This window comes from Flectobacillus rivi, assembly GCF_030056655.1.
Lineage (GTDB): Bacteria > Bacteroidota > Bacteroidia > Cytophagales > Spirosomataceae > Flectobacillus > Flectobacillus rivi.
Genome location: NZ_JASHIE010000012.1, coordinates 154,890 through 177,747, shown reverse-complemented (window position 1 = coordinate 177,747; position 22,858 = coordinate 154,890). Strand labels below are relative to the sequence as shown.

The 22,858-nt window shown below is 37.6% G+C and carries 19 protein-coding genes; 10 read left to right on the top strand and 9 right to left on the bottom strand.

The window, feature by feature from the left end; all coding sequences use genetic code 11:
* The first annotated feature begins 10 nt into the window (after positions 1–10).
* From QM481_RS17670 to QM481_RS17660, 3 genes are all read left to right on the top strand, one after another.
* Complete coding sequence (locus QM481_RS17670; RefSeq protein ID WP_283382690.1) at positions 11–1,135, top strand: DNA polymerase III subunit; 1,125 nt, start codon at positions 11–13, stop codon at positions 1,133–1,135.
* Between the two features lie 60 nt (positions 1,136–1,195).
* Positions 1,196–2,122, top strand: coding sequence for a hydroxymethylbilane synthase (hemC, locus tag QM481_RS17665; RefSeq protein ID WP_283325586.1), 927 nt, complete (start codon positions 1,196–1,198; stop codon positions 2,120–2,122).
* Positions 2,123–2,192: 70 nt separating this feature from the next.
* On the top strand, positions 2,193–2,909 hold the full coding sequence (locus QM481_RS17660) for a peptidylprolyl isomerase (protein WP_283382689.1): 717 nt from the start codon (positions 2,193–2,195) through the stop codon (positions 2,907–2,909).
* Positions 2,910–3,062: 153 nt separating this feature from the next.
* Here QM481_RS17660 and QM481_RS17655 read toward each other — a convergent pair whose 3' ends face one another.
* Positions 3,063–3,728, bottom strand: a complete 666-nt coding sequence (locus QM481_RS17655) for a YggS family pyridoxal phosphate-dependent enzyme (protein ID WP_166550639.1) — start codon at positions 3,726–3,728, stop codon at positions 3,063–3,065.
* A 217-nt stretch (positions 3,729–3,945) separates the two neighbouring features.
* Between QM481_RS17655 and QM481_RS17650 the strand changes: the two genes are divergently transcribed.
* The 6 genes from QM481_RS17650 (at position 3,946) to QM481_RS17625 (ending at position 12,603) form a co-directional block, all read left to right on the top strand.
* A complete protein-coding gene (locus QM481_RS17650; protein WP_283382688.1) occupies positions 3,946–4,914 on the top strand; it encodes a DUF8428 domain-containing protein in 969 nt (322 codons plus the stop codon).
* Between the two features lie 205 nt (positions 4,915–5,119).
* Positions 5,120–5,482: a 30S ribosomal protein S6 gene (rpsF, locus tag QM481_RS17645; protein WP_095160617.1), complete on the top strand. Its 363-nt coding sequence runs from the start codon at positions 5,120–5,122 to the stop codon at positions 5,480–5,482.
* Between the two features lie 65 nt (positions 5,483–5,547).
* Positions 5,548–5,799: a 30S ribosomal protein S18 gene (gene rpsR, locus QM481_RS17640; protein ID WP_095160599.1), complete on the top strand. Its 252-nt coding sequence runs from the start codon at positions 5,548–5,550 to the stop codon at positions 5,797–5,799.
* A gap of 87 nt (positions 5,800–5,886) precedes the next feature.
* Entirely contained in the window at positions 5,887–6,330 is a 444-nt protein-coding gene (rplI, locus tag QM481_RS17635) for a 50S ribosomal protein L9 (RefSeq protein WP_283382687.1), read from the top strand.
* A 286-nt stretch (positions 6,331–6,616) separates the two neighbouring features.
* Positions 6,617–9,478 carry a T9SS type A sorting domain-containing protein gene (locus tag QM481_RS17630; protein WP_283382686.1) on the top strand — a complete coding sequence of 954 codons (2,862 nt, stop codon included), beginning with the start codon at positions 6,617–6,619 and terminating at the stop codon, positions 9,476–9,478.
* Positions 9,479–9,771: 293 nt separating this feature from the next.
* On the top strand, positions 9,772–12,603 hold the full coding sequence (locus QM481_RS17625) for a T9SS type A sorting domain-containing protein (RefSeq protein WP_283382685.1): 2,832 nt from the start codon (positions 9,772–9,774) through the stop codon (positions 12,601–12,603).
* Positions 12,604–12,779: 176 nt separating this feature from the next.
* On the opposite strand, the gene QM481_RS17620 is transcribed toward QM481_RS17625, so the two are convergent.
* From QM481_RS17620 to greA, 4 genes are all read right to left on the bottom strand, one after another.
* Entirely contained in the window at positions 12,780–13,373 is a 594-nt protein-coding gene (locus QM481_RS17620) for a DUF6992 family protein (protein WP_283382684.1), read from the bottom strand.
* Positions 13,374–13,440: 67 nt separating this feature from the next.
* Positions 13,441–13,911, bottom strand: a complete 471-nt coding sequence (locus QM481_RS17615) for a redoxin domain-containing protein (RefSeq protein WP_283382683.1) — start codon at positions 13,909–13,911, stop codon at positions 13,441–13,443.
* A 115-nt stretch (positions 13,912–14,026) separates the two neighbouring features.
* Positions 14,027–16,090 carry a BatA domain-containing protein gene (locus QM481_RS17610; RefSeq protein ID WP_283382682.1) on the bottom strand — a complete coding sequence of 688 codons (2,064 nt, stop codon included), beginning with the start codon at positions 16,088–16,090 and terminating at the stop codon, positions 14,027–14,029.
* A 235-nt stretch (positions 16,091–16,325) separates the two neighbouring features.
* Positions 16,326–16,799 (bottom strand): transcription elongation factor GreA, encoded by a 474-nt coding sequence (greA, locus tag QM481_RS17605; RefSeq protein ID WP_166550646.1) that lies wholly within the window; start codon positions 16,797–16,799, stop codon positions 16,326–16,328.
* A 427-nt stretch (positions 16,800–17,226) separates the two neighbouring features.
* Here greA and fmt point away from each other — a divergent pair, with 427 nt between their 5' ends.
* On the top strand, positions 17,227–18,150 hold the full coding sequence (fmt, locus tag QM481_RS17600; RefSeq protein WP_283382681.1) for a methionyl-tRNA formyltransferase: 924 nt from the start codon (positions 17,227–17,229) through the stop codon (positions 18,148–18,150).
* A gap of 215 nt (positions 18,151–18,365) precedes the next feature.
* On the opposite strand, the gene QM481_RS17595 is transcribed toward fmt, so the two are convergent.
* From QM481_RS17595 to QM481_RS17580, 4 genes are all read right to left on the bottom strand, one after another.
* Complete coding sequence (locus tag QM481_RS17595) at positions 18,366–19,445, bottom strand: M15 family metallopeptidase (protein ID WP_283382680.1); 1,080 nt, start codon at positions 19,443–19,445, stop codon at positions 18,366–18,368.
* A 281-nt stretch (positions 19,446–19,726) separates the two neighbouring features.
* On the bottom strand, positions 19,727–20,602 hold the full coding sequence (locus tag QM481_RS17590; protein ID WP_283382679.1) for a DMT family transporter: 876 nt from the start codon (positions 20,600–20,602) through the stop codon (positions 19,727–19,729).
* A 50-nt stretch (positions 20,603–20,652) separates the two neighbouring features.
* On the bottom strand, positions 20,653–21,228 hold the full coding sequence (def, locus tag QM481_RS17585) for a peptide deformylase (protein WP_095160223.1): 576 nt from the start codon (positions 21,226–21,228) through the stop codon (positions 20,653–20,655).
* Between the two features lie 127 nt (positions 21,229–21,355).
* Positions 21,356–22,834 (bottom strand): cryptochrome/deoxyribodipyrimidine photo-lyase family protein, encoded by a 1,479-nt coding sequence (locus QM481_RS17580; protein ID WP_283382678.1) that lies wholly within the window; start codon positions 22,832–22,834, stop codon positions 21,356–21,358.
* Positions 22,835–22,858: the final 24 nt, after the last annotated feature.

Here is a 22,858-nt window from a genome sequence, read left to right as displayed (position 1 = left end):
TTTAAAAGTTATGTTATTTAGAGAAATACCCGGTTTATCATCCATCAAAAAGACCCTTATTCATTCGGTGCAGAGCAATCATGTTGCGCATGCGCAGTTGTTTCATGGGCCAGTGGGGTCGGGTAATTTGGCATTGGCTTGGGCGTACGCTACCTATATCAATTGTGAGGACAAACAACCCGATGATGCTTGTGGGCGTTGTGCTTCTTGTGCTAAAATGCGCAAGTTAGTTCACCCAGATTTTTACCATATTTTTCCAACAGCAACCACGAAGAAGGTGAAAGAAGCAGAATCTGATGCCTATTTGCCTCTTTGGCGTGAGTTTACAGCTGAACAACCATACGGGGCATTGCCCAATTGGCTTGAACATATAGGAGTAGAAGGTAATAAACAAGGTAATATTTCGGCAGAGGAAGCCAGAAAAATTATACAAAAATTATCCTTAAAAGCATTTGAGGCTGAATATAAAATTTTGTTGATTTGGCAACCCGAAATGCTCAACCAAAGCTCTGCGAATGCTTTGCTCAAAATCCTTGAAGAACCACCAGCCAAAACGCTTTTTTTATTGGTTTGCAATGACGCCAACAAGTTGTTGACTACTATTTTATCAAGGACTCAACGTGTGAGTATCCCACAATTTTCGGATGAGGATATTACTTTGTATTTAGCCGAGAAGGCTCAAGTGGAAAGTTCTCGTGCCAAGCAGATCGCTTATTTGTCGGAAGGTAATCTCAATAAGGCTTTGTCCTTGAGTAAAAACCAAGGACAAGGAAAACATCAATGGTTTGCCAATTGGATGCGAATGGCTTACAAGCCCGATGTGGCAGCATTGGTTAAATTGGCAGATGAGTTTGATGCTTTTTCAAAAGAAGACCAAAAAGGTATGATGGAGTATGGACTGAATATCTTTAGAGATTTGTTGATGTGGAAAAGCGGTGCAGAAAGTCTCGTGAGACTTGAAGGCGATGAGTTAACTTTTGTACAAAATTTTTCAAAAGCGGTTAATTTACGTGCCTTAGAGTTGATTAGTGGTGAGTTTTCACAAACACATTATTACCTTGAAAGAAATGCTCGTGCCAAAATCCTGCACTTGGATTTGTCTTTACAGATTGCCAAATTATTTAAACAGAAATAAAGAAATTCTGGTGGATGAGAATAGTCTCGGTCATCCACAACATACTAATTATATATCAGCATGCAAACGATTAAACTAGGAACGAGAGGGTCGAAATTAGCTTTGTGGCAGGCCTATTTTGTTAAAGAAACATTAGAGGCAGGTGGTTTACCAGTCGAAATTGTGATTATTGAAACAAAAGGCGACCAAATTTTGGATCGTTCTTTGTCAAAAATTGGCTCAAAAGGTGTTTTCACAGAAGAGTTAGAAGAAAAACTTCTTTCTGGTGAAATCCATATTGCTCAACACTCGGCGAAAGATTTGCAGTCTGATTTAGGTGAAAATTTCGAAATTATTGCGTTTTCAGAACGCGAAAAAGTCAACGATGTCTTGATTAGTTTTGACAAAAGCTTGACCTTGGAAAGCGGACAGCCTTTTGTTGTTGGAACATCATCTACTCGTCGTGTGGCAATGCTCAAGCATTTTTATCCACATATCAAAACTGTAGATATGCGCGGTAATTTACAAACTCGTATGGGCAAACTCGAAAGTGGTGTTTGTGATGCTTTATTGTTGGCATTTGCAGGTGTGCATCGCATGGGATACGAAGAACATATTGCTCAATTGATTACGACCGATACTTTTACGCCTGCTGTAGGACAAGGTTCGGTGGCGATTGAATGTGCGGTAAATTTGGATGCCGATATCAAAGGCAAGATTAGAAGTTTATTGAATCACCCACATACTGAAAAACAACTATTGGCCGAACGAGCATTTTTGAAGCGTTTGCAAGGTGGTTGTAGCATTCCAGTGTTTGGTTTGGCTCAATATGATGCCGAAACAGATACCATTTCGATGACAGGAGGTATCATTAGTTTGGACGGAAAAGAAATTATCAAAGAGGTTCTTTCAGGCTCAAATCCAGAGGAAGTTGGTTTTGCTTTGGCTGACAAAATTTTAGATTTGGGCGGAGGGCGTATTTTGCAAGAAATAAAAGCAAATTTATAGAGAATAGTCAGGCACAAGAGTATAGTTTTTGAAGTGCCTCCAATTTGCCATCAACAACCTAAAGCTATATATGAAACTAAACCGATTGTTATTATTAAGTCTATTGTGTTTTGGAATTAGTCAAGTCTCATCGGCACAGCTATTCAAAAAACGTAGAGATTACTTATTGACTATTAGTACTCCATGGGGAGATATGCACGGTATTTTGTATAACTCAACGCCTTTGCACAAGAAGAACTTTTTGAAGCTAGTCAACAAAAAGTTTTATGATGGGTTACTTTTCCACCGAGTTATCAACACATTCATGATTCAGGGTGGTGATCCACAATCAAAAGGAGCAGCACAAGGAACCATGTTAGGTGAAGGTGATGTAGGGTATAGAGTTCCTGCTGAAATTTTACCCAATATTTTTCATAAAAAAGGAGTTATAGCTGCAGCAAGAGATAACAACCCAGAGAAAGCATCATCAGGATGTCAGTTTTATGTAGTGCAAGGCAAAGTTTGGGATGATAAAACACTGGCAGAACAAATGAAAAGAAGTCCTTTGCGTACTTATACACCCGAGCAACAGCAAGTGTATAAAACGATAGGAGGGACGCCACATTTGGATGGGAATTATACAGTTTTTGGACAGGTGTTAGATAACCTTTGGGTAATTGACTCGGTGGCTACTCAAAAAAGAGATAGCAATAACCGCCCTTTGAAGGATATTGCGATGAAGATTTCTTGTAAGAAAATAAAGAAGAAAAAGATTACGGCTCAATATGGTTACACAGATTGGTTGTAATAAGAGTCATTTCGAATTTAGTGAGTGGTGATTGAGTAAATGAGTGATTATTTTTATATGAATTTTGCCTGTAAAAACGTAATACTTTGTGTCTCCACGGGTATGTAAATTAAAAATAATCACTCAGTCACTAAATCGCACAATCACTCAATTTTATCTATGTCCAAAGATAGCAGAGCCCACTCTCACAAGAGTTGACCCTTCTTCGGCGGCAATCAAAAAATCTCCTGACATTCCCATCGAAATCTCTTTCCAAGCCGTGTTAGGCAATTGATAAGTCTTTGCAATACGGTCAAAAAGCTGTTTTAAGCTTTTAAATTCTACCCTAATTTGTTCTTGATTATCAGTATTACTTGCCATTCCCATCAATCCAACTAAGCGGATATGCTGGAGTTCCTTTAATTCTGGAGATTCTAGTAGTTCAATAGCCTCTTCTTCGGAAAGTCCAAATTTGGTATCTTCTTGGGCAATATAGATTTGAAGCAAGCAATCGATAACCCGTTCATTTTTAACAGCTTGCTTGTTGATTTCTTGTAACAACTTAAAAGAATCTACCGAATGAATCAAACTAACGAACGGAGCTATATATTTTACCTTATTGGATTGCAAGTGCCCAATAAGATGCCATTGAATATCCTTGGGTAACACTTCCCATTTAGATACCATTTCTTGAACTTTATTTTCTCCAAATACCTTACAACCAGCTTGATAAGCTTGTTCTAAATCGCTTATGGGTTTGGTTTTGGTCACAGCAATCAAGTGTGCTTGGGTGCCTTGAAGTTGCGTATTAATATCAGCTATATTTTGAGCAATAGTCATCTTGAGTAGGATTGTTTTGCAATATGATACAAAGATAAAGCACAGAAAGCGTAAAATTTGACTACTTTGTCGTAATACCCTACAAGTTCTTTTAGTTTTTGCGGTAATATCTTAGCTTTGTAAAATTAAATATGCTCATATAACGTTTTTTTTATACTTTTAAGAGCTTTTGTAATTGCTCATTAAAGATTATCAAACTCATAAATATCAAATAACAATGGAGTATAATCCAAATCGACAAAGTGAACAAAAACTAAAAGTAGCCGTTGCTGTACTCGCCATGCTGACTGTTGCTTTGGGGTATTTGTATTTGCGTGAGAGGCAACACAATAAAGATATTGAAGATTTGAAACTAGAGCACGCTGAGGAGTTATTGACGGCCAACACAAAGTTAGACTCAATTGCCAATCAGCTCAATATGAAAATTGCCGAAATACAGCGTTTGGGAGGAGATGTACGAGAGTTAGAACGAGCTAAAAAACAACTAAGTGAAGACAAACTTGCACTTGAAAAGTTGGATAAAGGTTTTTCAATGAAGCAATATGAAGCAAAGATTAAAAAGTACGAAGCATTATTAGGCCAAAAAGAACATGAAATAACTCGTTTACGTAAAGAAAATGGCATTTTAGTAGCTCAAAATGATTCATTAAGCCGTGAGGCGGAGTTGTTGCGTGAAGGTATTTCGTCAGCGCAAAAAGCCTTATTTGATTCAGCTAATAACTTCACTGCTCGTCAGCGTGAAATGGAAGCAAAAAACAAAGAGTTATCTGATAAGGTTACACAAGCCGCAGCGCTTCGTGCCGAAAATATCAACGTCTATGCTATTTCTAATAAAGGCAAAGAGAGCGATGGAGGGGTGTATAAATCGAAAAAGGTAGATAAAATTAGAATAACTTTCTATTTACAAGAAAATCCGTTGACCAACAAAGAAGCAAAAGTGATTTACTTAAGAATCATCGATCCTTCGGGAAGTACTGTTGCTGATATGGCTACAGGGTCAGGTAATTTTGGGTATCGAGGTCGTGATTTGACTTACACTGCTAAACAACGTATTGTATATGATGACTCGCATCAATCAGTAGAATTTATCTACAGTCGTGGACAGGCTTATAAAGAGGGCAAACACACCATAGAGTTGTATGCAGAAGGTTTCAAAATTGGAGAGGGAATTTTTGAAGTGAAGTAGAAAAAGGGTTCATCATTCCAATATAATAAGCGGTAGAAGATAGGTTGTAGGTGCTAAATTGCCCGATACTTATTTTCTACCGCTTATTATTTTAAGGTATATTAGCTTGATTGTCAAAACTTTCGTAAGAAAATTTTGACAATTGTCTGAAAATAATTACCTTTGCAATCCTTTTAAAAAACAGTTTATAAAATATATCATTTTTATGGAATTACGTAATTATGAAACGGTGTTCATCTTAACTCCCGTTTTGTCAGAACAGCAGACAAAGGACGCCGTTGAAAAATTCAAAAAAGTTTTGACCGATAACGGTGCTGAAATCGTTAACGAAGAAGCATGGGGAATTCGTAAGCTGGCGTACCCTATTCAGAACAAAAACACTGGATTTTACCAAATTTTTGAGTTCACTGCAGCACCAACAATCGTTGCTAAATTGGAACTTGAATACAAGCGTGATGAAAAAGTAATTCGTTACTTGACAACAGTACTTGACAAACATGCGATTGAATACAACGACCGCAAGAGAAAAGGTTTAGTAGGTAAAAAACAAGAAGCGAAAGCTGAATAAGCTGTTGAATTGAAATGTTTTAGCATTTCTAAAAAACACGATTCACAACTTAAACTTAAGAAATCATGACTTTAGTAAACGAACCAGTTGACAAAAGCGTAGTACGCAAAAAATATTGCCGTTTCAAAAAATCAGGCATCAAGTATATCGACTACAAAAACCCAGACTTCTTATTGAAGTTGGTTAACGAACAAGGAAAAATTCTTCCTCGTCGTATCACAGGTACTTCTTTGAAATACCAAAGAAAAGTAGCTCAAGCTGTTAAACGTGCTCGTCACTTGGCTTTAATGCCATTCGTAGCAGACGGTTTGAAATAGTAATTGTCGCGTTGTCGATACGCAAAAAATTAGAGTTAGAAGTTTAGGATTGTCTTTGCAATCATTGACTAAAAATCTTTTACAAAAATGGAAATCATCTTAAAGACTGACATCGCAGGTCTTGGCTATAAAAACGACGTTGTTACGGTAAAGCCTGGTTATGGTCGTAACTATCTCATTCCGCAAGGTTTCGCAGTAATGGCAACGCCATCAAACAAGAAAGTACTTGCTGAGAACATTAAACAAATCGCTCACAAACTTGAGAAAATCAAGTTAGATGCTCAGACATTGTCTGACTCAATCGGAGAGTTAGCACTTGAAATCGCTGCTAAAGTTGGTGAAAGTGGTAAAATCTTTGGTCGTGTTACGACTCTTCAAATTTCTGAAGCATTGAAGGAAAAAGGTTTTGAAGTAGATCGTAAGAAAATCTCTTTGGATTCTGAAGTTAAGTTTGTAGGCGAATACGCTGCAACACTTGACCTTCACAAAGATGTGAAACATAAAGTGAAATTCACAGTAGTAGCTGACTAATCATTACGATGCCATCTACTCGAATTTTGTAGAAAAATAAGAAAAGCATCCCAATACTGGGATGCTTTTCTTATTTTTGTTGGATTATTCTAAAACACTGGTTTTTTGAATATTGTCTCTTGAATCACAAAAGAAAGATAAGTTTTATGAATTCTTAGAGCAACCAAATCGACTAAAATGCCGTCTAAGTAAAATGGATATAACAAATATCGGTTTTCTTGATGTCTTTATAGAAATTCTAATAAACGTTCGACTCAAACCCTCCATTATTTAATCTAAAGTGGATATGCTTAAAAAATTACCATTACTACTATGCTTCTGGTTTATAAGCCATGCTGTAGTAAGCCAGATTACCATCACCTCTCCTGTACAACGTCAAGTAATTCAAAGAGATTTAGCCAATAAGGCTATTGTTACTATTGTAGGAAGTTATTCACAACCCGTAGATGAACTTCAAGTAAGATTTATTCCTGTAAAAACTGGACAAGGAACAGCTCTTGATTGGACTGTTTTTAAAACAAACCCAAGAGGTGGACTTTTTAAAGGGACCGTAACTTTAACAGGAGGATGGTATTCGATGGAAGTACGAGGTTTACTTCGTGGCTCGGTAGTTGGTAATGTAAGTCGTATCGAACGAGTAGGCGTTGGAGAGGTCTTTGTAATCGCAGGTCAGTCTAATGCTGGCGGTAGTGGTCTACGATCAACAAATGAAACAGCAGCTTCTGATGATAGAGTCAATTGTGCCAATTTTATGAATGATCCAAGTTATCGGACAAGTATTTCATATCAAGCTACTTATGATCCTAATAATAAGAGTTTTATAACAACAAGTACTGATGCTTTTTCAATTGTAGAGTTTTCCCAATTGAAAAAAGACGTTACAATTGGACCTTTAGGTATAGGACCTTATTATTGGGGAAAAGTAGGAGATGCTTTAGCCGATTTATTAAATGTTCCTATCTTGTTTTTTAATACAGGTTGGGCTGGTGCATCAGTTCGTGTGTGGAGAGATAGCGCAGTATTTCCAACAATAGGCGCAGAAAGTGATTTTCAATTCTCGACCGATCCAAATAATAAAAATCGTTATATTCCAGGCTATCCTTATGCAAATTTGAAGGCTGTTTTAGGATATTACGGAATAAATTTGGGAATGCGCGCAATTTTATGGATGGAAGGTGAAACTGCTAATCTATTGAATCTTGATGCCATTGCTACAAACGCTGCATTGCCACCTAATCAAAGACTTTCTGATAGTGAGTTAGAAAAACGCTTACCAATGCGAGATAGTGTTTACTTAGCCAATCTAACTGATTTGATAAAAAAAACACGTCAAGATTTAGGAAATAATAAATTGGCTTGGGTTGTTGCCAGAACTTCATACTCAGGACAACTAAATTGTAATACTAGTTCCGTAGGCGCTAGTGCACCAAAGCCATCTCCGATGATTGTAAATGCCCAAAATTCAGCAGTTACGAGTAAAAATTTACAACCGATTTTTCCTGGACCTTTCACAGATAATATTCAAGTTGATAAAATTGGCGATAGAGGCCAGTGCGTACACTTCACTGGTTCAGGATTAGATCAAGCTGCAAAGGCATGGGTAGCAGCTTTGACTAGCCCTGTAAGTAATTCGGATCAAAGAAACTTCTTTGACCTGAACGAACCAATTATGGCAGATACGATTCCTGAAGTGAACCTTTCCTGTATTTCAAATCAAAAGCTTGGTTTGAGCTTACCTGCTGGATATTCTGCTTATCAATGGGTAAATAGTAATTATGAAATTATGGGTAATACCAAAGATGTAACAGTTGGTTCGGGTACTTATTTTGCCAAAATTACCAAGCCTAATGGTAACATTATTCAAATCCCATCATTTACAGTAAAGGCCAATACTTCTCCTGCAGCACCGACTGTTTCGGCCAATGCTGATTTGAATTATTGTGAAGGTACAACGGTTGGACTTACTTCGTCTGATGGTGCGTTATATGAATGGGTTGCAAGTAATTCTAATACTATTATTGCAAGAACTAAAACATTGAACATTGGAATCAATGGCACCTATTCTGTTCGTATTATTGATCAAAATGCTTGTTTGTCACCACTATCAAATGGTGTAACACTAGTTTCTAAACCAAGACCTGTACAACCAACGATAGCATTAAAGAGCTCAACAGAATTTTGTGATGGACAAAGTGCTAAATTGAGTTCGTCAAGTGTAGGTGCCGCAGGATACCTTTGGAGTAATGGACTAACAACACAAGATGTAGATATTAAAACAGCAGGAACATTCAGTGTGCGTACACTTGGAGCAAACGGGTGTTATTCGGCATCATCGATTGGTGTACCTACATTAGTGAATCCTTTGCCTACTAGCCCAACCATTAGGGCTACTTCAGATACTGTGTTTTGTGAAGGCTCTAAAACACGTATTACATTGACTCCTGCTAACGCCAATTATGTTGGGTTTAATTGGGAGAGAAATGCAGCTTTGAGTGGAGAGAATGCTTCATCCATTGATATATCTACAACAGCATTGGTTAAAGGATACGTAGTGGATGCGAAAGGCTGTTACTCTAAACCTTCTAATGCTATTTGGGCAGTTCGCAAAGCAAAGCCTGTGTCTCCAGTTATTTACAGAGTTGGACCATATTTATTGGCCGCACGCTCAACACAACCTGTTGATGAATACACGTGGAGTCTAAGTGGGCAAGCGCTTGCTACAAAGGATACTTTGATTCGTGCTATAACTGAAGGAGTTTATACATTACAGTCAAAAAGAAGATATCCAATCTTAGCATCAACGTCTCCATTGGTATGTTTATCCTCAGAAACATCATTGGTAACTTATTTTGATACTAAATCTAGTTCGATATTAGAGACAACTGAATTTAAGTTTCCTGATGATAAAGGGGTTTCTATTTATCCAAATCCAACAAGTGGAGTGTTTAGTGTAGATAGTAAATATAATCTAGAAGGTGTCGTTATAAAAGTATATACAATGGCTGGCATAGAAGTATATGCAACCGAAAAATTTGATTTTAATAGCCGTCGAACGTTAGATTTAAGTAACCTGCCAACTGGTAATTATTTACTAAGAGTAGATTCTCAAAATTACCGTTTAACTAAGCAGCTTATTATTACACGTTAGGAAGTGGCAAGTATTTATTTCCTATAAAGTTATCCACTATATATTACCTGTAACAAACATCATTTTATAGATGACAACCTTAAATCATCTATAAAGTGATGTTTGTTTGTAAATGTTCATTACCAGTTACTAAGTTTGATTAAGACAAGGATAGTAATATGCCGGATAAGCGATTTCTTTGTGAGATTTTTGAATTTAGAAATAATATAATTAACCGTGCATTAACTTAAAATAAACAAGTTTTGCAGAAGCCTCAGTAGATTTTATAAGGAATAAAAACTGAATATAGATTTATGCTTTTTTTGAAAAAATTATTAGGTGTCATTATTATTTTATTGGGAAGTGTTAGTGTAAGTTTAGGGCAGTTTACTGTTACTTCCCCGCTAAGCCGTGCTGTTTATCAACGTAATAATGCCGGTGTTGCCACAATTACTGTTTCGGGGACATACGAGCAGCAAGTAGACCGAATTGAAGCTAGATTAATTGCTATCAATGCAGGTCAAGGTAATCCTGGGGAATGGAGTGATTGGAAAACACTGAAGGACTTTCCAACGAATGGAGGATTTTCAAGTGCAATGACCATTAATCAAGGATGGTATAGAATGGAAATTAGAGGTGTGCTCAACAATAATGTTGTAGGAAATATTACTTCTGTCGATAGATTTGGAGTAGGTGAGGTGTTTATTATTGCAGGGCAATCCAATGCTGAAGGCCTATTTAATATGGGTCAACAAGGGGCTCAAGACGATAGAGTAAATACGTTTGGCAATGCCAATGACCAAATAAACGGAGGGCCTTCTTATGCGACATTGAGTCCATTTACGCAACTGAGTGCCGATACCTATATTGCTCCTAGAGGGAAAGGTGCCTATTGTTGGGGAAAACTTGGAGATTTGTTGGCTGCTAGGCTCAATGTTCCTATTCTTTTCCTAAATGCAGGTTTTAATGGTACTTCAATAGAATCGTGGTTTGTTACATCCATAGGTGGTAGTGCTTCTAATATATACCTTGGAGGGTATTATCCCAACAGATTACCCTATAGCGGATTAGAATCAGTATTACAGTATTTTGTTCCATTATTAGGAGCTAGATCCATATTGTGGTGCCAAGGTGAGGCGGATAATTACCCTTTTCGAACATCTCAATCCGATTATACAGCAAAACTTCAAGTTGTAATCTCAAAAACAAGGGAGCAACTTGGAAAAAATATTGCATGGGTCATTTCACAAACCTCAGCCAGTGTTGCGCCCAATAATTGTAACCCTTCCAATGCATCTGAGTCATGGGAGCCTGTATTGGCTGCACAACGCACTGTAGCGTCTAGTATGACCAATGCATTCCTAGGACCTTATACAGATAATATACAAAATCCAGGTCGTTCAGATTGCTTGCATTTCCATGGTGATGGGTTATTACAGTTAGGACAAGCTTGGAGTAACTCCCTTAATGATAGTTTTTTCCAGAATTCAGTACCACAAGCACCAACAGTACAGCCTCAATTGTCTTTTGCTTGTGGCAATAATACCTTGGATGTAACAATGCCATCTGGCTATAATCAATATCAATGGTCTCGCAGTGTGAATTTCGAAAGTGCCATTTTCTCTACTCAACAAAAAGTAACACTTTCTAATGGTACCTATTACGCACGTGCGATTGACAGCCGTGGAAATGTGATGCAGTTCTCGCCCATTTTAGTAAGAACCACTAGTCCTCAAACTGTTACTACAAACCCTTCAGGAACTGTTGGGGTATGTCAGAACGATGGGTTGACCGTATCTGCTTCAAATGGTGTTGCATTTCGTTGGAGTACTGGAGCTTCAGGACAAAGTATTTCTCTTAATAATGCAGGAAACTATACCGTTACAGCTGTCGATAATTTTGGCTGTTTGACGCAATCGGCTCCGTTAACAACTTTCATGAAAGCTTCTCCTGCTCAACCCACAGTTAGTGCGAATGGTGCCTTAGAGTTTTGCGCGGACTCACAGGTTACCTTAACATCTTCAGGACAAAATTTAGCATACCGTTGGTCTACAGGATCCACTTCTGCAGCGATTTCTGTAAATCAGTCAGGAGCATATACCGTTCAAACGGTGAACTCGGAGGGTTGCTCGTCCTTTGCTTCCAATGCTGTTGTTGTAAAAGTAAACCCTTTACCCGCTACGCCTAATATTGTCCCAAATGGTCCAACTACCTTTTGTTCGGATACTAGCGTCGATTTAATCTCTTCGAATACAGGAGCGGTAAGTTATAAATGGAATACGGGTACTACAACGAGAACTCTCAATGTTCGTCAAAGTGGAAATTATACGGTACAAACCGTAGATGCTAAAGGTTGTTTCTCTTTGAGTTCATCGCCATTAACGATTAAGGTCAATCAAATTCCTGCAACACCTATAACCTCTTGGAGTAAGGATACTGTTTTTTGTGATGGTGATAACACTGTGCTACAAATGGCTTTGGCGAATGGAAACTATCCTACTTGGGTAGCAGTGCAAGGTGGCAAAACAGCTCAATATCTCGTACAGAATCTTAATGTGACTTTATCTGGAACATTTAAAGCTTTCCAAACGGATAATAACAACTGTAATTCGGCTCTATCTACGCCGATTTATGTAGCAGTAAAACCTACTCCTGCTAAAGTTTCGGTAGATGAAATTGTGCGTTATAGTCCTTATTCTATTGGCGTGGCTAATCCTCAAACAGAACAATATATTTGGACATTGAATGGTACGCAGCTAGACGGCTCGACTAGCCAAATTAAGTTAAGTGACCCAGGCGATGTTCAAGTAACAGCCAAAAAGCTTTATTCAACTCTGAGCTACGGAACGAAATTTTGTCTTTCTCCCGTTTCCGACAGAAAAAATATACAGTTGTACGAAGATGGAGGCTTTTCAGTGTATCCAAATCCAAGTAATGGAGCTTTTACTTTAGATACTCGCTACCCTTGGGCAAATCTTAAAGTTGAAGTGTACACCAACCGTGGTTCACTTGTTTATGCATCTGATATAGCAACTTTCGAAACTAAAAAGGATATTAATTTAACACAGTTGCCCGAAGGTCCTTATCTGATACGAATCAGGAATGACAATTTTACGGCAACTAAACACGTACAAATTAATCGCTAGTTATAGTTGCGTTGAAAGAATAGCATTTTAAATATAATATCAAAAAAGGCGGTCGAAAACTAATTTCGACCGCCTTTTTTGATACTGAAATCAAGAAGATGAGTATTTAGATATATTGTGTCTCTGCAAATAGAATCTATAATAAACAATAATCGCTTATTCTCTCAATCTCAAATCTAAAACATCCATGTGATGGATATCCTCTGTCCATCAAATGCTATTTGGTTGAGGAGCTTGCTGTGCTTTACACCATGTTTATGGTGAAGTAAGTACATGGCACCATCAAATAAGAATAAGAATCCACCCTGTAAAATTAGTGATTGTCCATATCCTTTGAGCATTTCAGAGGAACTACAGCTCGCTGAGCTTTTATCCAGTAAATATGCTCCTGTACCGATATACACTAAGTCAAGCCCTGTGTTGATGAGAAAAAGCTTTTCAATTTTCTTTTGTGAAGCTCTATTTGCTTCCCAATTGTTGGGTAGATGTTGTAGTTGTTTATTTGCTTGCAGCGTACTAAGTGCCACTAGGCCTCCATTTACGATATTCCAGTAAATATTCATTTGATGGAAATACTTGACACTTCCTTGTGTTTGTCCAGTGGCTATGCCACTAGCAATCATATTCGCTGCTGCCCAACCTCCCAATACTTTCATACCGTCTTGATTGATTCGAACCTGCTCTTTATAAAACAAATTAGGGTCTGTTGTTTGTGAAAAACAACCAGACCCTAAAAGTACACCAACGAATATGGTAAGATATTTTAGCATAAGTAAAAGATATGGATGTGAATGAATGGTAGTTGTAAAAAATAAACTACCATTCATTACTCTTAAACTAAGCCAGTGATGCTAATGTTTCTTTTACATTGGCAAAATTTGGAACATCGCCAGCGCTTTCCAATACTTCAGCATATTGAATAGTACCTTCGCCATCAATAACGAATGCTGAACGTTTTGAAACACCTTTGGTACCAAAAGCAAATGTATCGTAAATACTTTCATAAGCTGTTGAAACTTCTTTATTGAAGTCTGAAAGCAAATGAAATGGAAGATTTTGCTCCTCTTTGAATTTTCCTAAAGTAAATAAAGAGTCTACTGATACCGCTAAAATTTCAGCTTTGAGGCTTGAATAAGTAAGAATATTGTCGCGCATTTCACACAATTCTGTTGTACATACGCTTGTAAATGCAAATGGGAAAAACAACAATACTACGTTTTTGCCTTGATAATCTGCCAATGAAATTTCAGCTTTCTCTGTGTTATAAAGCGTGAATGCTGGAGCTTTATCGCCTTTTTGTAATGCCATTTTGATAATTGTTTTAGATGTGAAATCAAGCAAACCTTGATTTTATAAAATAACTAAGTGATTGCAAAAATGTTTTTGGATAGCTTTTAGCACTAATAAAAGCTCTTTCTACCAATTATTTGAAAAATCTCACTAGTAAGACTTCTATTGCCAAAAAGATAAGTGCTCCAATCAAGAAATAACGCCACAAAGCTTTTCCAAAGTTTTGTTCTTTGAATATTTTGACAAAATCTGTATCGTCAATTTGGTCAAAAACCTGTACGTTTTTCTGAGTACCAAAAATAGATTTTAACTCTTCACTCGAATAAAATTCCATTTGTGATTCGCTATGGTCATGATTGAAGGCTAAAATACGATCAACTTTTCCATTATTCATCAACTCATAGTAGCCTGATTCTATTTCTTGACCCTCGTTGAGTTGGTTTGCTTTAGGAAGTTCAATCGTTAGTTGCTTGCCATTGAGTTGCTGAATTGGAATTAGCTCAAGTTTTCCTTTTTTGAGTTTAAAGCTTGTGTTAGCATTGGCATTGTCTACTTCAAGTGTAAAAGTATTGTCTTTGAATGAATACGCTGAAGGTTCTTGACGAACACTAAGCGCACCGATTTTGTACATAATAGGTACAAATAAAGCATTTCGAGCAAAATCTCCCCATTCTTTGGCGAGTGGAGATGCCACCAAATATATTTCACCTTGACCTATGCTAGTACTGCTCAAATAAGGCATACCATTGCGAAACTGTAAGAGCTTTTCGCCAGCAACTTGCCATGTCAAATTCGCCGATTGCAAAGGCATTTGTAGCATAGCACGAAGATTTGAACTATCGAAAATGTCTCCAAAGAATCCCCCAGCTTTACTTGGTTCTGCCAAAATACTTAACTCTGATGGTGTGTTCGATTTGAGCTGGATATTACGAATACCATATTTTCCCAACAACGAATTGTAATTGGCAACATCTGGAGCGGTAGGAGGGATCACCATGACCGAACCGCCAGCTTTGATAAAATCTTGTAAACTAACGCTCAAACTACCATCGATTACCTGTACTCCTTCGAGTACCACCAAATCTGCAGTTCTGATTTGACCCACATCTACATTACTAGCAGAAATACTGCGTAAGACAAACACACTATCATTTTCAAAAACGTGTTGTACAAATTTTTCTGGAGCGCTTTGTCCAAACAAATGTAATACTCGAATTTTGGGAGCAGCGTGCAATACAAAGTAATAGTCATTATCAAAGGTAACTGGCGTATCATCAAATGAAATTCTTCCTTTTTTGAAGCCTTTATCTTTTACGGTAAAATTAAAATTAGCAGTGGTAGTGCCATGAGCATCTATATTGGCTACGGCGGAGGCAATTTGTACTTCGTCGACAAATAATTTTACGGGAAGATTTTGTACTGCTCTTTCGCCAGTATTGGAGAGTTTTACCGTCAACGTATTTACTTGCATTTCTCTGATAAAAGGAGTATTCAACCAAACCGAATCTACAAAAACGTTTTGGATAGCTTTGGCCTGCACAGGAACTAAGAAAACCGTACTCGAAGTATCTACTTTTAAGCGATTGAGGGCGCCAGCAGTACTTTTTTGAAAATCAGAAAAAAGAATAAATTGATTACCACCTTGAGATTGATGCTTGGCTGCAAGACTGATTTGGCGCTTGAGTACGTTTTCGACAGTGCGAGGTGTGTGTGTATAATCAATCGTTGTAGTACGCTCTTTGATTTGTTGGGCGTTGTTCAAGCTATGTTCTTGTGCCGAAAAATCATTAGTAACCAATTGAAGTCTCGAACCCTGTGGAAATGCCGTCAACAGTTCTTCTACTTTACTGATTGCTTTATCGAGATAACTTTTCTTGTTCAATTCATTTTGCATCGATAAAGAGTTATCGATGTAAATACTCGTCAAACCAGCACTTTTAGCAATATTCCCTGATTTTGGTGTAAGAATAGGCTGTGCAAAAGCCAATACCAAGCAAATAATCGCAAGGATTCGAGCCGCCATAATGAGCAAATGCTTGAGTCTACGAAAAGATGAAGTGGTCGTATTAACGGCTTTTAAAAAAGCGACATTGGTAAAGTAAACCTTTTTGGTCCTGCGGAAATTAAACAAGTGAATAATAACAGGAATGGCTGCCGCTAGCAAAGCCCACAAAAAACTAGGATATAAAAATTGCATGTACGAAATATAGGTCTTATTTCAGGGTTTTAGTTTGACAACGATAGATGCTCAAAAAAATTTGCTAAGCAAGCACTTCGTTACATTCTTGAAGGGTAATGTTTTGAATATTATCATAAAACTACAAAAAAGCCCTCATTGATTTATCTCAATGAGGGCTTTTGCAAAATTTATTCCAAAATATTTATGGACTTTTCGCTAGATTAAAAGCTTAGAGGAAGTAAAGCAGAGAATATTAGCGAGAAATTTCCAAAATATCGAATTCTAGTTTTCCAGCAGGAGCAGTAATTTCGGCAACATCACCTACTTTTTTACCAAATAAACCTTTTCCAAATGGCGAAGAAATAGAGATTTTAAAAGCCTTTAAATCAGCTTCTTCTTCCGATACAATCGTGTAAGTTACTTCCATTCCATTACGACGATTTTTGATTTTTACCTTCGATAGAATAGAGACTTTAGAAATATCAATAGTAGATTCGTCTAAAGCACGTGCATTAGCCACGATTTCTTCCATTTTAGAAATCTTTAATTCCAATAATCCTTGTGCATCTTTGGCCGCATCATACTCCGCATTTTCACTAAGATCACCTTTGTCACGAGCTTCAGCAATTTGTTTAGCCATATCTGCACGCCCCTGAATTTTAAGGTAATGAAGTTCTGCTCTTAGCTCATCAAGTTTTTCCTGCGTATAATACTGTACCTTTGCCATACTTTTCTGCTATGTTTAAAATGTTTTAGACTGATTTGGTGGTGAATACAAAAAAAATTACTGACAATTTCTTGCCAGCAAAAAGACGGAATTCCCAATTAAAGTTTCAACTCAGACAAATAAAAAAGAACGGCTTCTGACCGTTCTACAAGATTTTAAGACCTTTGTAGAAAATCGAAGTTATATTTGTGCCGTTATTGCTTGTGTTCTTTTCATTTTGTGTGAATTGAGATTACAAAGATAGCTTATTTTTGCGCTTTTTCAAAAAAGAAATACATTTTGTGTTTTTAAAAGAATAAATATAACTACCTGTTTTTAACCCTGTTTTTCATTAACGAAACTTGATGATAAATTGTTTTATAAAATGTGAAAAGAGGCTATCAAAAAGCGTTTTAGATTTTTGAGAAAAATAGACAATCAAAAAAATATGAGAATTATATTCATGGGTACGCCCGAATTTGCGGTAGAAAGTTTAAGGATTTTGGTAGACAATCGTTGTGAGGTAGTGGCTGTGGTAACAGCTCCCGATAAGCCTATTGGTCGTGGACAAAAATTGGGTATGTCGGCTGTGAAAGAATATGTATTGAACAATGCACCAAACATTCCGATTCTACAACCTGAAAAATTGAAAGCTCCCGCATTTTTGGAAGAACTCAAAAGTTATCAGGCAGATTTACAAATTGTAGTTGCTTTTCGAATGTTACCAGAAGTGGTTTGGCAAATGCCACCTTTGGGTACATTTAACTTACATGGTTCATTGTTGCCTCAGTATCGTGGCGCTGCTCCAATCAACTGGGCCATTATTAACGGAGAAAAAGAAACGGGTGTGACTACCTTCTTTTTGAAACATGAAATAGATACAGGTTCTGTGATTTTTCAAGAAAAAGAACCTATTCATGAAGACGATAACGTTGGTACTGTCTATGAGAGATTGATGCATACAGGTGCGAAACTGGTTCTCAAAACGGTACGTGCTATCGAGTCGGGGAGTTATCCTCAAGACCCACAAAACGAAAATCAGGTATTACATCATGCACCGAAGATTTTTAAAGAAACCTGCCAGATTGATTGGGAAAAACCTGCCAAAGTAGTGTACGATTTTGTACGTGGTTTGTCGCCTTATCCTGCCGCATGGACTTTCCTAGGTGATAAGTCTTGTAAAGTTTACAAAACAAGTATTGTGGCTGATTTTGAATCCAACGAGGATATTCCAGTTGGGCAGTGGGTAAGTGATCATAAAAGCTATCTTTATTTTAAATGTGCAGAAGGTTGGCTAGCCATTGAAGAGCTTCAATTAGAAATGAAGAAGCGTATGGGTATTCAAGATTTCTTGAGAGGATATAAGTTGTAAGTGTGCTGTTATATAAATAGTTAACAAAAGTTTTATCTTAAAAAGGTTGTTTACGGTGATAAAGCGTCTTACATTTGCAAGACATAAAGTTATGCAAGCATAACTTTGAGGATTTTTCCTCTGCTTAATTCACTAATTTTAGCGATAAATACCTAATTACACTAGGCTCAACTTTGTCAAAGTGTAGTCTTTGACAAAGTTGTAAGGCCATTCCGTTATCTCCATTTTCCTAGTTCTAGAGTAATAATGCCTTTTGCCGACACAAGTGAAAGCGTTTGATGACTCAAATCTCCAATCAATATAATATCGTTTAATGCGTTGTATGGCGTTGTTTGAAGTAATACCTTGACTTTTTCTAAGGTGTTGGTATTTATTTGCTTTTTGATTTTTCCACAAGCACAAGGTTGATTTCTGCGAAGTTCATTAAGTAAGGTTAATAAATCTGCTGTATCAACTACTCGATTAATTCTTCCCGCTTTTACTGCTTTTTCTACAGTATTGAGATAAAACTCGCGATAGGGTTCAAATTCAAATCTTAATACAGGGTATTTCTGAACCAAAGTTGCTCCATTCTTAAAATATTGGATATGTCCAGGGTCCATAAAGCCTACAAAATTACCTCCCCAAGTGAGTCCATATTGAGCAGTGAGTGTATCCAAAGGTTTGTAGCTGGCAAGCGTGTTCGAGATTCGGTGACCTCTAAAAATGGCAAAATCTGCAGCTAGACCAAAGTTATGCATAGATACAGGCGAGGCGGTACGTTTGCGAGATAGATATTTGCGTTGGTTGGCAATAGAGCGTAAATCAGAAATAACCTTGATACTACTGTGCTTTTCGGCCATTATGGTTTTGATAGAATCTCGTTTGGCTAGAAAAGTTGCACGGTCATTTTCAAGAATTCTCGTCCAACGGTCGTACAAGTAATGAGGGGTGTGAATGAGTGCTCCCAAATAAGCTTGCTCAACCCAAGTAGGTGTTACTCCGATAGTTCCTGCTGGATTAGGTATCGCCGTGATTTGATTAAGCGAATCAAGCTTGTAAGCAGTCATTTCAACCTCCTGACGGACCCCCACTGTGGCTACGTAGATAGCAGTGGGTTTGATATTGAGTTGTAAAAAAGTATCTGTTTCATAAAAAGGATGTACCATGTCATAAATAGCCAAAGTGCTTACTTTTTGTGTGGTATCACAGCCTAGGTCTTGCCATGTGGCGTCTTCTACAGAATCTTTTAAAAAACTACAGGCAAGCAAAGAAAGAGATAATAAAGGCAATAATAGTTTAGGGATTCTTAACATAAATAGCGTAACGGGATTATAATGGGCTTTCGGTTTTTTATGTGTATTAGGCTGTAAGTGTTCGACAAAAAATATCTGTTTTGGGGACGACTAGATTGCGGATGAATTAACTACTTTGGGGGATTTTGGAAATGTAAGCTCCTCTATTTTGTAAAAAATTAAGGTATTTTACTTTATTTCCGAAATCAGAAATCCCCAATCTGAAATTGTTTAAAATCCTTGGTACAGCTCTAAGCCCCAATTCAACATTATTTCTTTAGCCAAATTAATTCAATTCGAGCCTAGGTTGATGATTTAGACTGAAATTTTTCTCGTTGTGCTACATAAAGACCCAAAATTACCAATGCCGTTCCTATGTAAGTATAAGTGGTAATAGGCTCGTCGAGGAGGACAGAGGCATATAAGAAACCAAAAATAGGGCACAAGAATAACCAAAGTGAAGCCTTGACTGCATCTGTTTTAAGCAAATACAACCAAAGCTGTACTGCTGCAATAGACACAGGAACAACCAACCAAAATACCGAGCTCCAGAAGCGTACTGTATAGTGATTGTTTTCCCAGTCGGTCATCAAAAACGTAACAGGTAGCAACATGACGCCTCCTATAAGCACTTGCCAACCATTGATTGTCAACAATGGTAAATCCCATTTTTGTTGCGAATAATAAATCGTACCTACTGAATAGGAAATCATACTAGTTGCCAAAATCAATAGTCCATCTACGCTTGCGTAGCTTTTTATTAATAAAGGATAAGTCGCAATAGCTACGCCTAAAATTCCTAAAATTAATCCTGTCAGTTCTCCTTTTTTGATAGCTCGTTTCATCCAAATTGCTGAAATGACACTAATAATCAAAGGATTGGTAGCCGTAGAAAGCGAACCAATACCAGCAGAGACTTTTTTCATAGCCAAGACGAAGCATCCCAAATATAAGGTCACATTCAAAAAGCCGTAAATAGCTAGCTGTTGCCATTCTTTCCCTTGTGGGAGTCTAGATTTTTGGAAAATCAAACTCGCACTCAACATGATAAACCCCGCAATAAAGAATCGACAGTTGCCTATTACGAATGGCTGGGCATCTAATAATCCAATTTTGGTCGCAGCCGATGCCGAAGCCCACAACATCGCAAAGAATAAGCCTGCAAGTATATTTTTCATGAGTAGTTACAAAAAATCCCAAATCTGTGTTATTAGATTTGGGATAGATGCTATTTGAATTTCATTTTATAGTCAACTTTTACCTTGCCTTTCGAAATGTCACTGAGCTTATTTTTAAGCATACGTTTTTTGACAGGACTAAGGTGGTCGGTAAACAAAATACCATCGATATGGTCGTATTCGTGTTGGATAATACGAGCTGCTAGACCTTCATAAACTTCTGTGTGTTCGTTCCAATCGGTATCGTAATAATGGATTTTTACAAATTCTGGTCTGTAAACATCTGCACGAATACCTGGGATAGACAAACAACCTTCTTCAAAACCCCACTCGTCGCCATCTTCTTCCAAGATTTCAGCATTGATGAATACTTTTTTGAAATCTACTACCGAAGGATCTTTATCTCTTTCGTCAAGATCTTCGCCTTCATTGAATGGGCGACCATCTACGACAAACATACGGATGCTCATACCAATTTGTGGAGCAGCCAAACCTACGCCAGAAGCCGCATACATGGTTTCGAACATATCTTCGGCTAATTGTTTAACATCAATCGAGCCTTTTTCAATATCTTCAGCTTCTTTTCTGAGAACGGGGTCGCCGTAAGGTATAATCGGATAAATCATTGTGCTAATTTGCTTTGTGTATAGGTCCTATCATGAGGACTATCTTTGTTATTTCAGAATTTGGATGCAAAGGTACAGAAAAAACCAGCTTTGCACTACACTTCTTTGCAATCTAGCTGAGCCTAAATCAAGACTTTTGTTGAAAAGGTATCGCATGTTTTGTCAAAATAGCCTTTTTGTGTTGCTTAACTTCCGATTTGGCTTTGTGTCCCCAAATCCGCTCCTTTACTTTTTGATGCTCTTTTTCTATATCCATCAAAGGAAAAGGATAGGTTTTTCCGATTTCTATTTGATATAAATGCTGCTCCATAGGGGTCAATTTCCAAGGCTCATGAATCAATGCTACAGGACAATTGGCTAGCTCTGGAACCCATTGTTTGATAAAAATCCCCTCAGGGTCATGATCTTGGGCTTGCTTGGTAGGGTTATAAATCCTGACGGTATTGATGCCTGTTACTCCAGCTTGCATTTGAATTTGTGGATAATGAATGCCAGGCTCAAAGTCTAGAAATTGTTGAGCCAAAAATAAAGCCGCTGGCTTCCAATGATAGGCAAGGTTATGGGTCAAAAATGATACAAGCATAGCGCGCATTCGAAAGTTGAGATACCCAGTACTTACCAAACAGCGCATACAAGCATCCACAAGTGGGTAGCCTGTTTGACCTTTTGTCCAAGCCTCAAAATGTTGATGATTATCAGAAAAAAATAAATCATCATATCCACGATTGAGGTTTTCAAACTCAATACGTTCTTCAGATTCAAATTTTTGGATAAAATGACAATGCCAGCGTAGTCTCGAACGGAAGTTTTCTAGTGGTTTTTTAAGAAAGGGATATTTTTTACTTTGTTGTAAACTCTCCTGATACACTTGTTTTATGGAAAGGTTTCCCCAAGCAATGTACGGTGAAAGTCTGCTACAGGATTTGCGAGCTTCGAGTGGTTTTGAAATATGTTTTGAGTAAAATCTGCACCGCTCTTTCCAAAAACTCTGCATATATTTTTGGGCATAAGATTCGCCTCCAGGCTGCATAGGCTGCGCAGGAGAGTAATTGGGGCAAATGTCTTGAAAATTTGTTATTTCAAAACCTGATAAATCTATGTCAGAGAATGTAGCCTTCGACCAGTCAGGCATAGCTTGAGCTTCGTGCATAAAAGCGTACCACGATTTCATCCAATCTTCTCGATGCATGAGCCCCCTTCTTACACCATTGCACTGATATTCGTACCAAGGAATATCTTGTGTTTTTAGGTACTTTGAAAGTTTCTTATCTCTCTCAAAAGTTGCAGCAATCCCTGTTTCTTGGTAGGAGTATAGCGAATGAATAGGATAGGAGGAAAGTCGTTCTTGGAAAAAGGGCAAAATTTCTTCTCTAACTACCCAAAGTTTGGCATTGGGATTTATATGGAAAAGTCTTTTCTGTAAATCAATGAGCGACTCCCACACAAACTGCCAATGGCGTGGATTATAATGTACATCTTGGATTAAGCTTGGTTCGAAGATATACAAAAGCAATAGTGACTTCCCCGATTCAATCGCTTTTTGCAAAGGCAGGTGATCGAGCAAACGTAAATCTCTTTTGAACCAAATAACCGAGATAGATGACATGCTAAACATTGTTTCGTTTTTCAC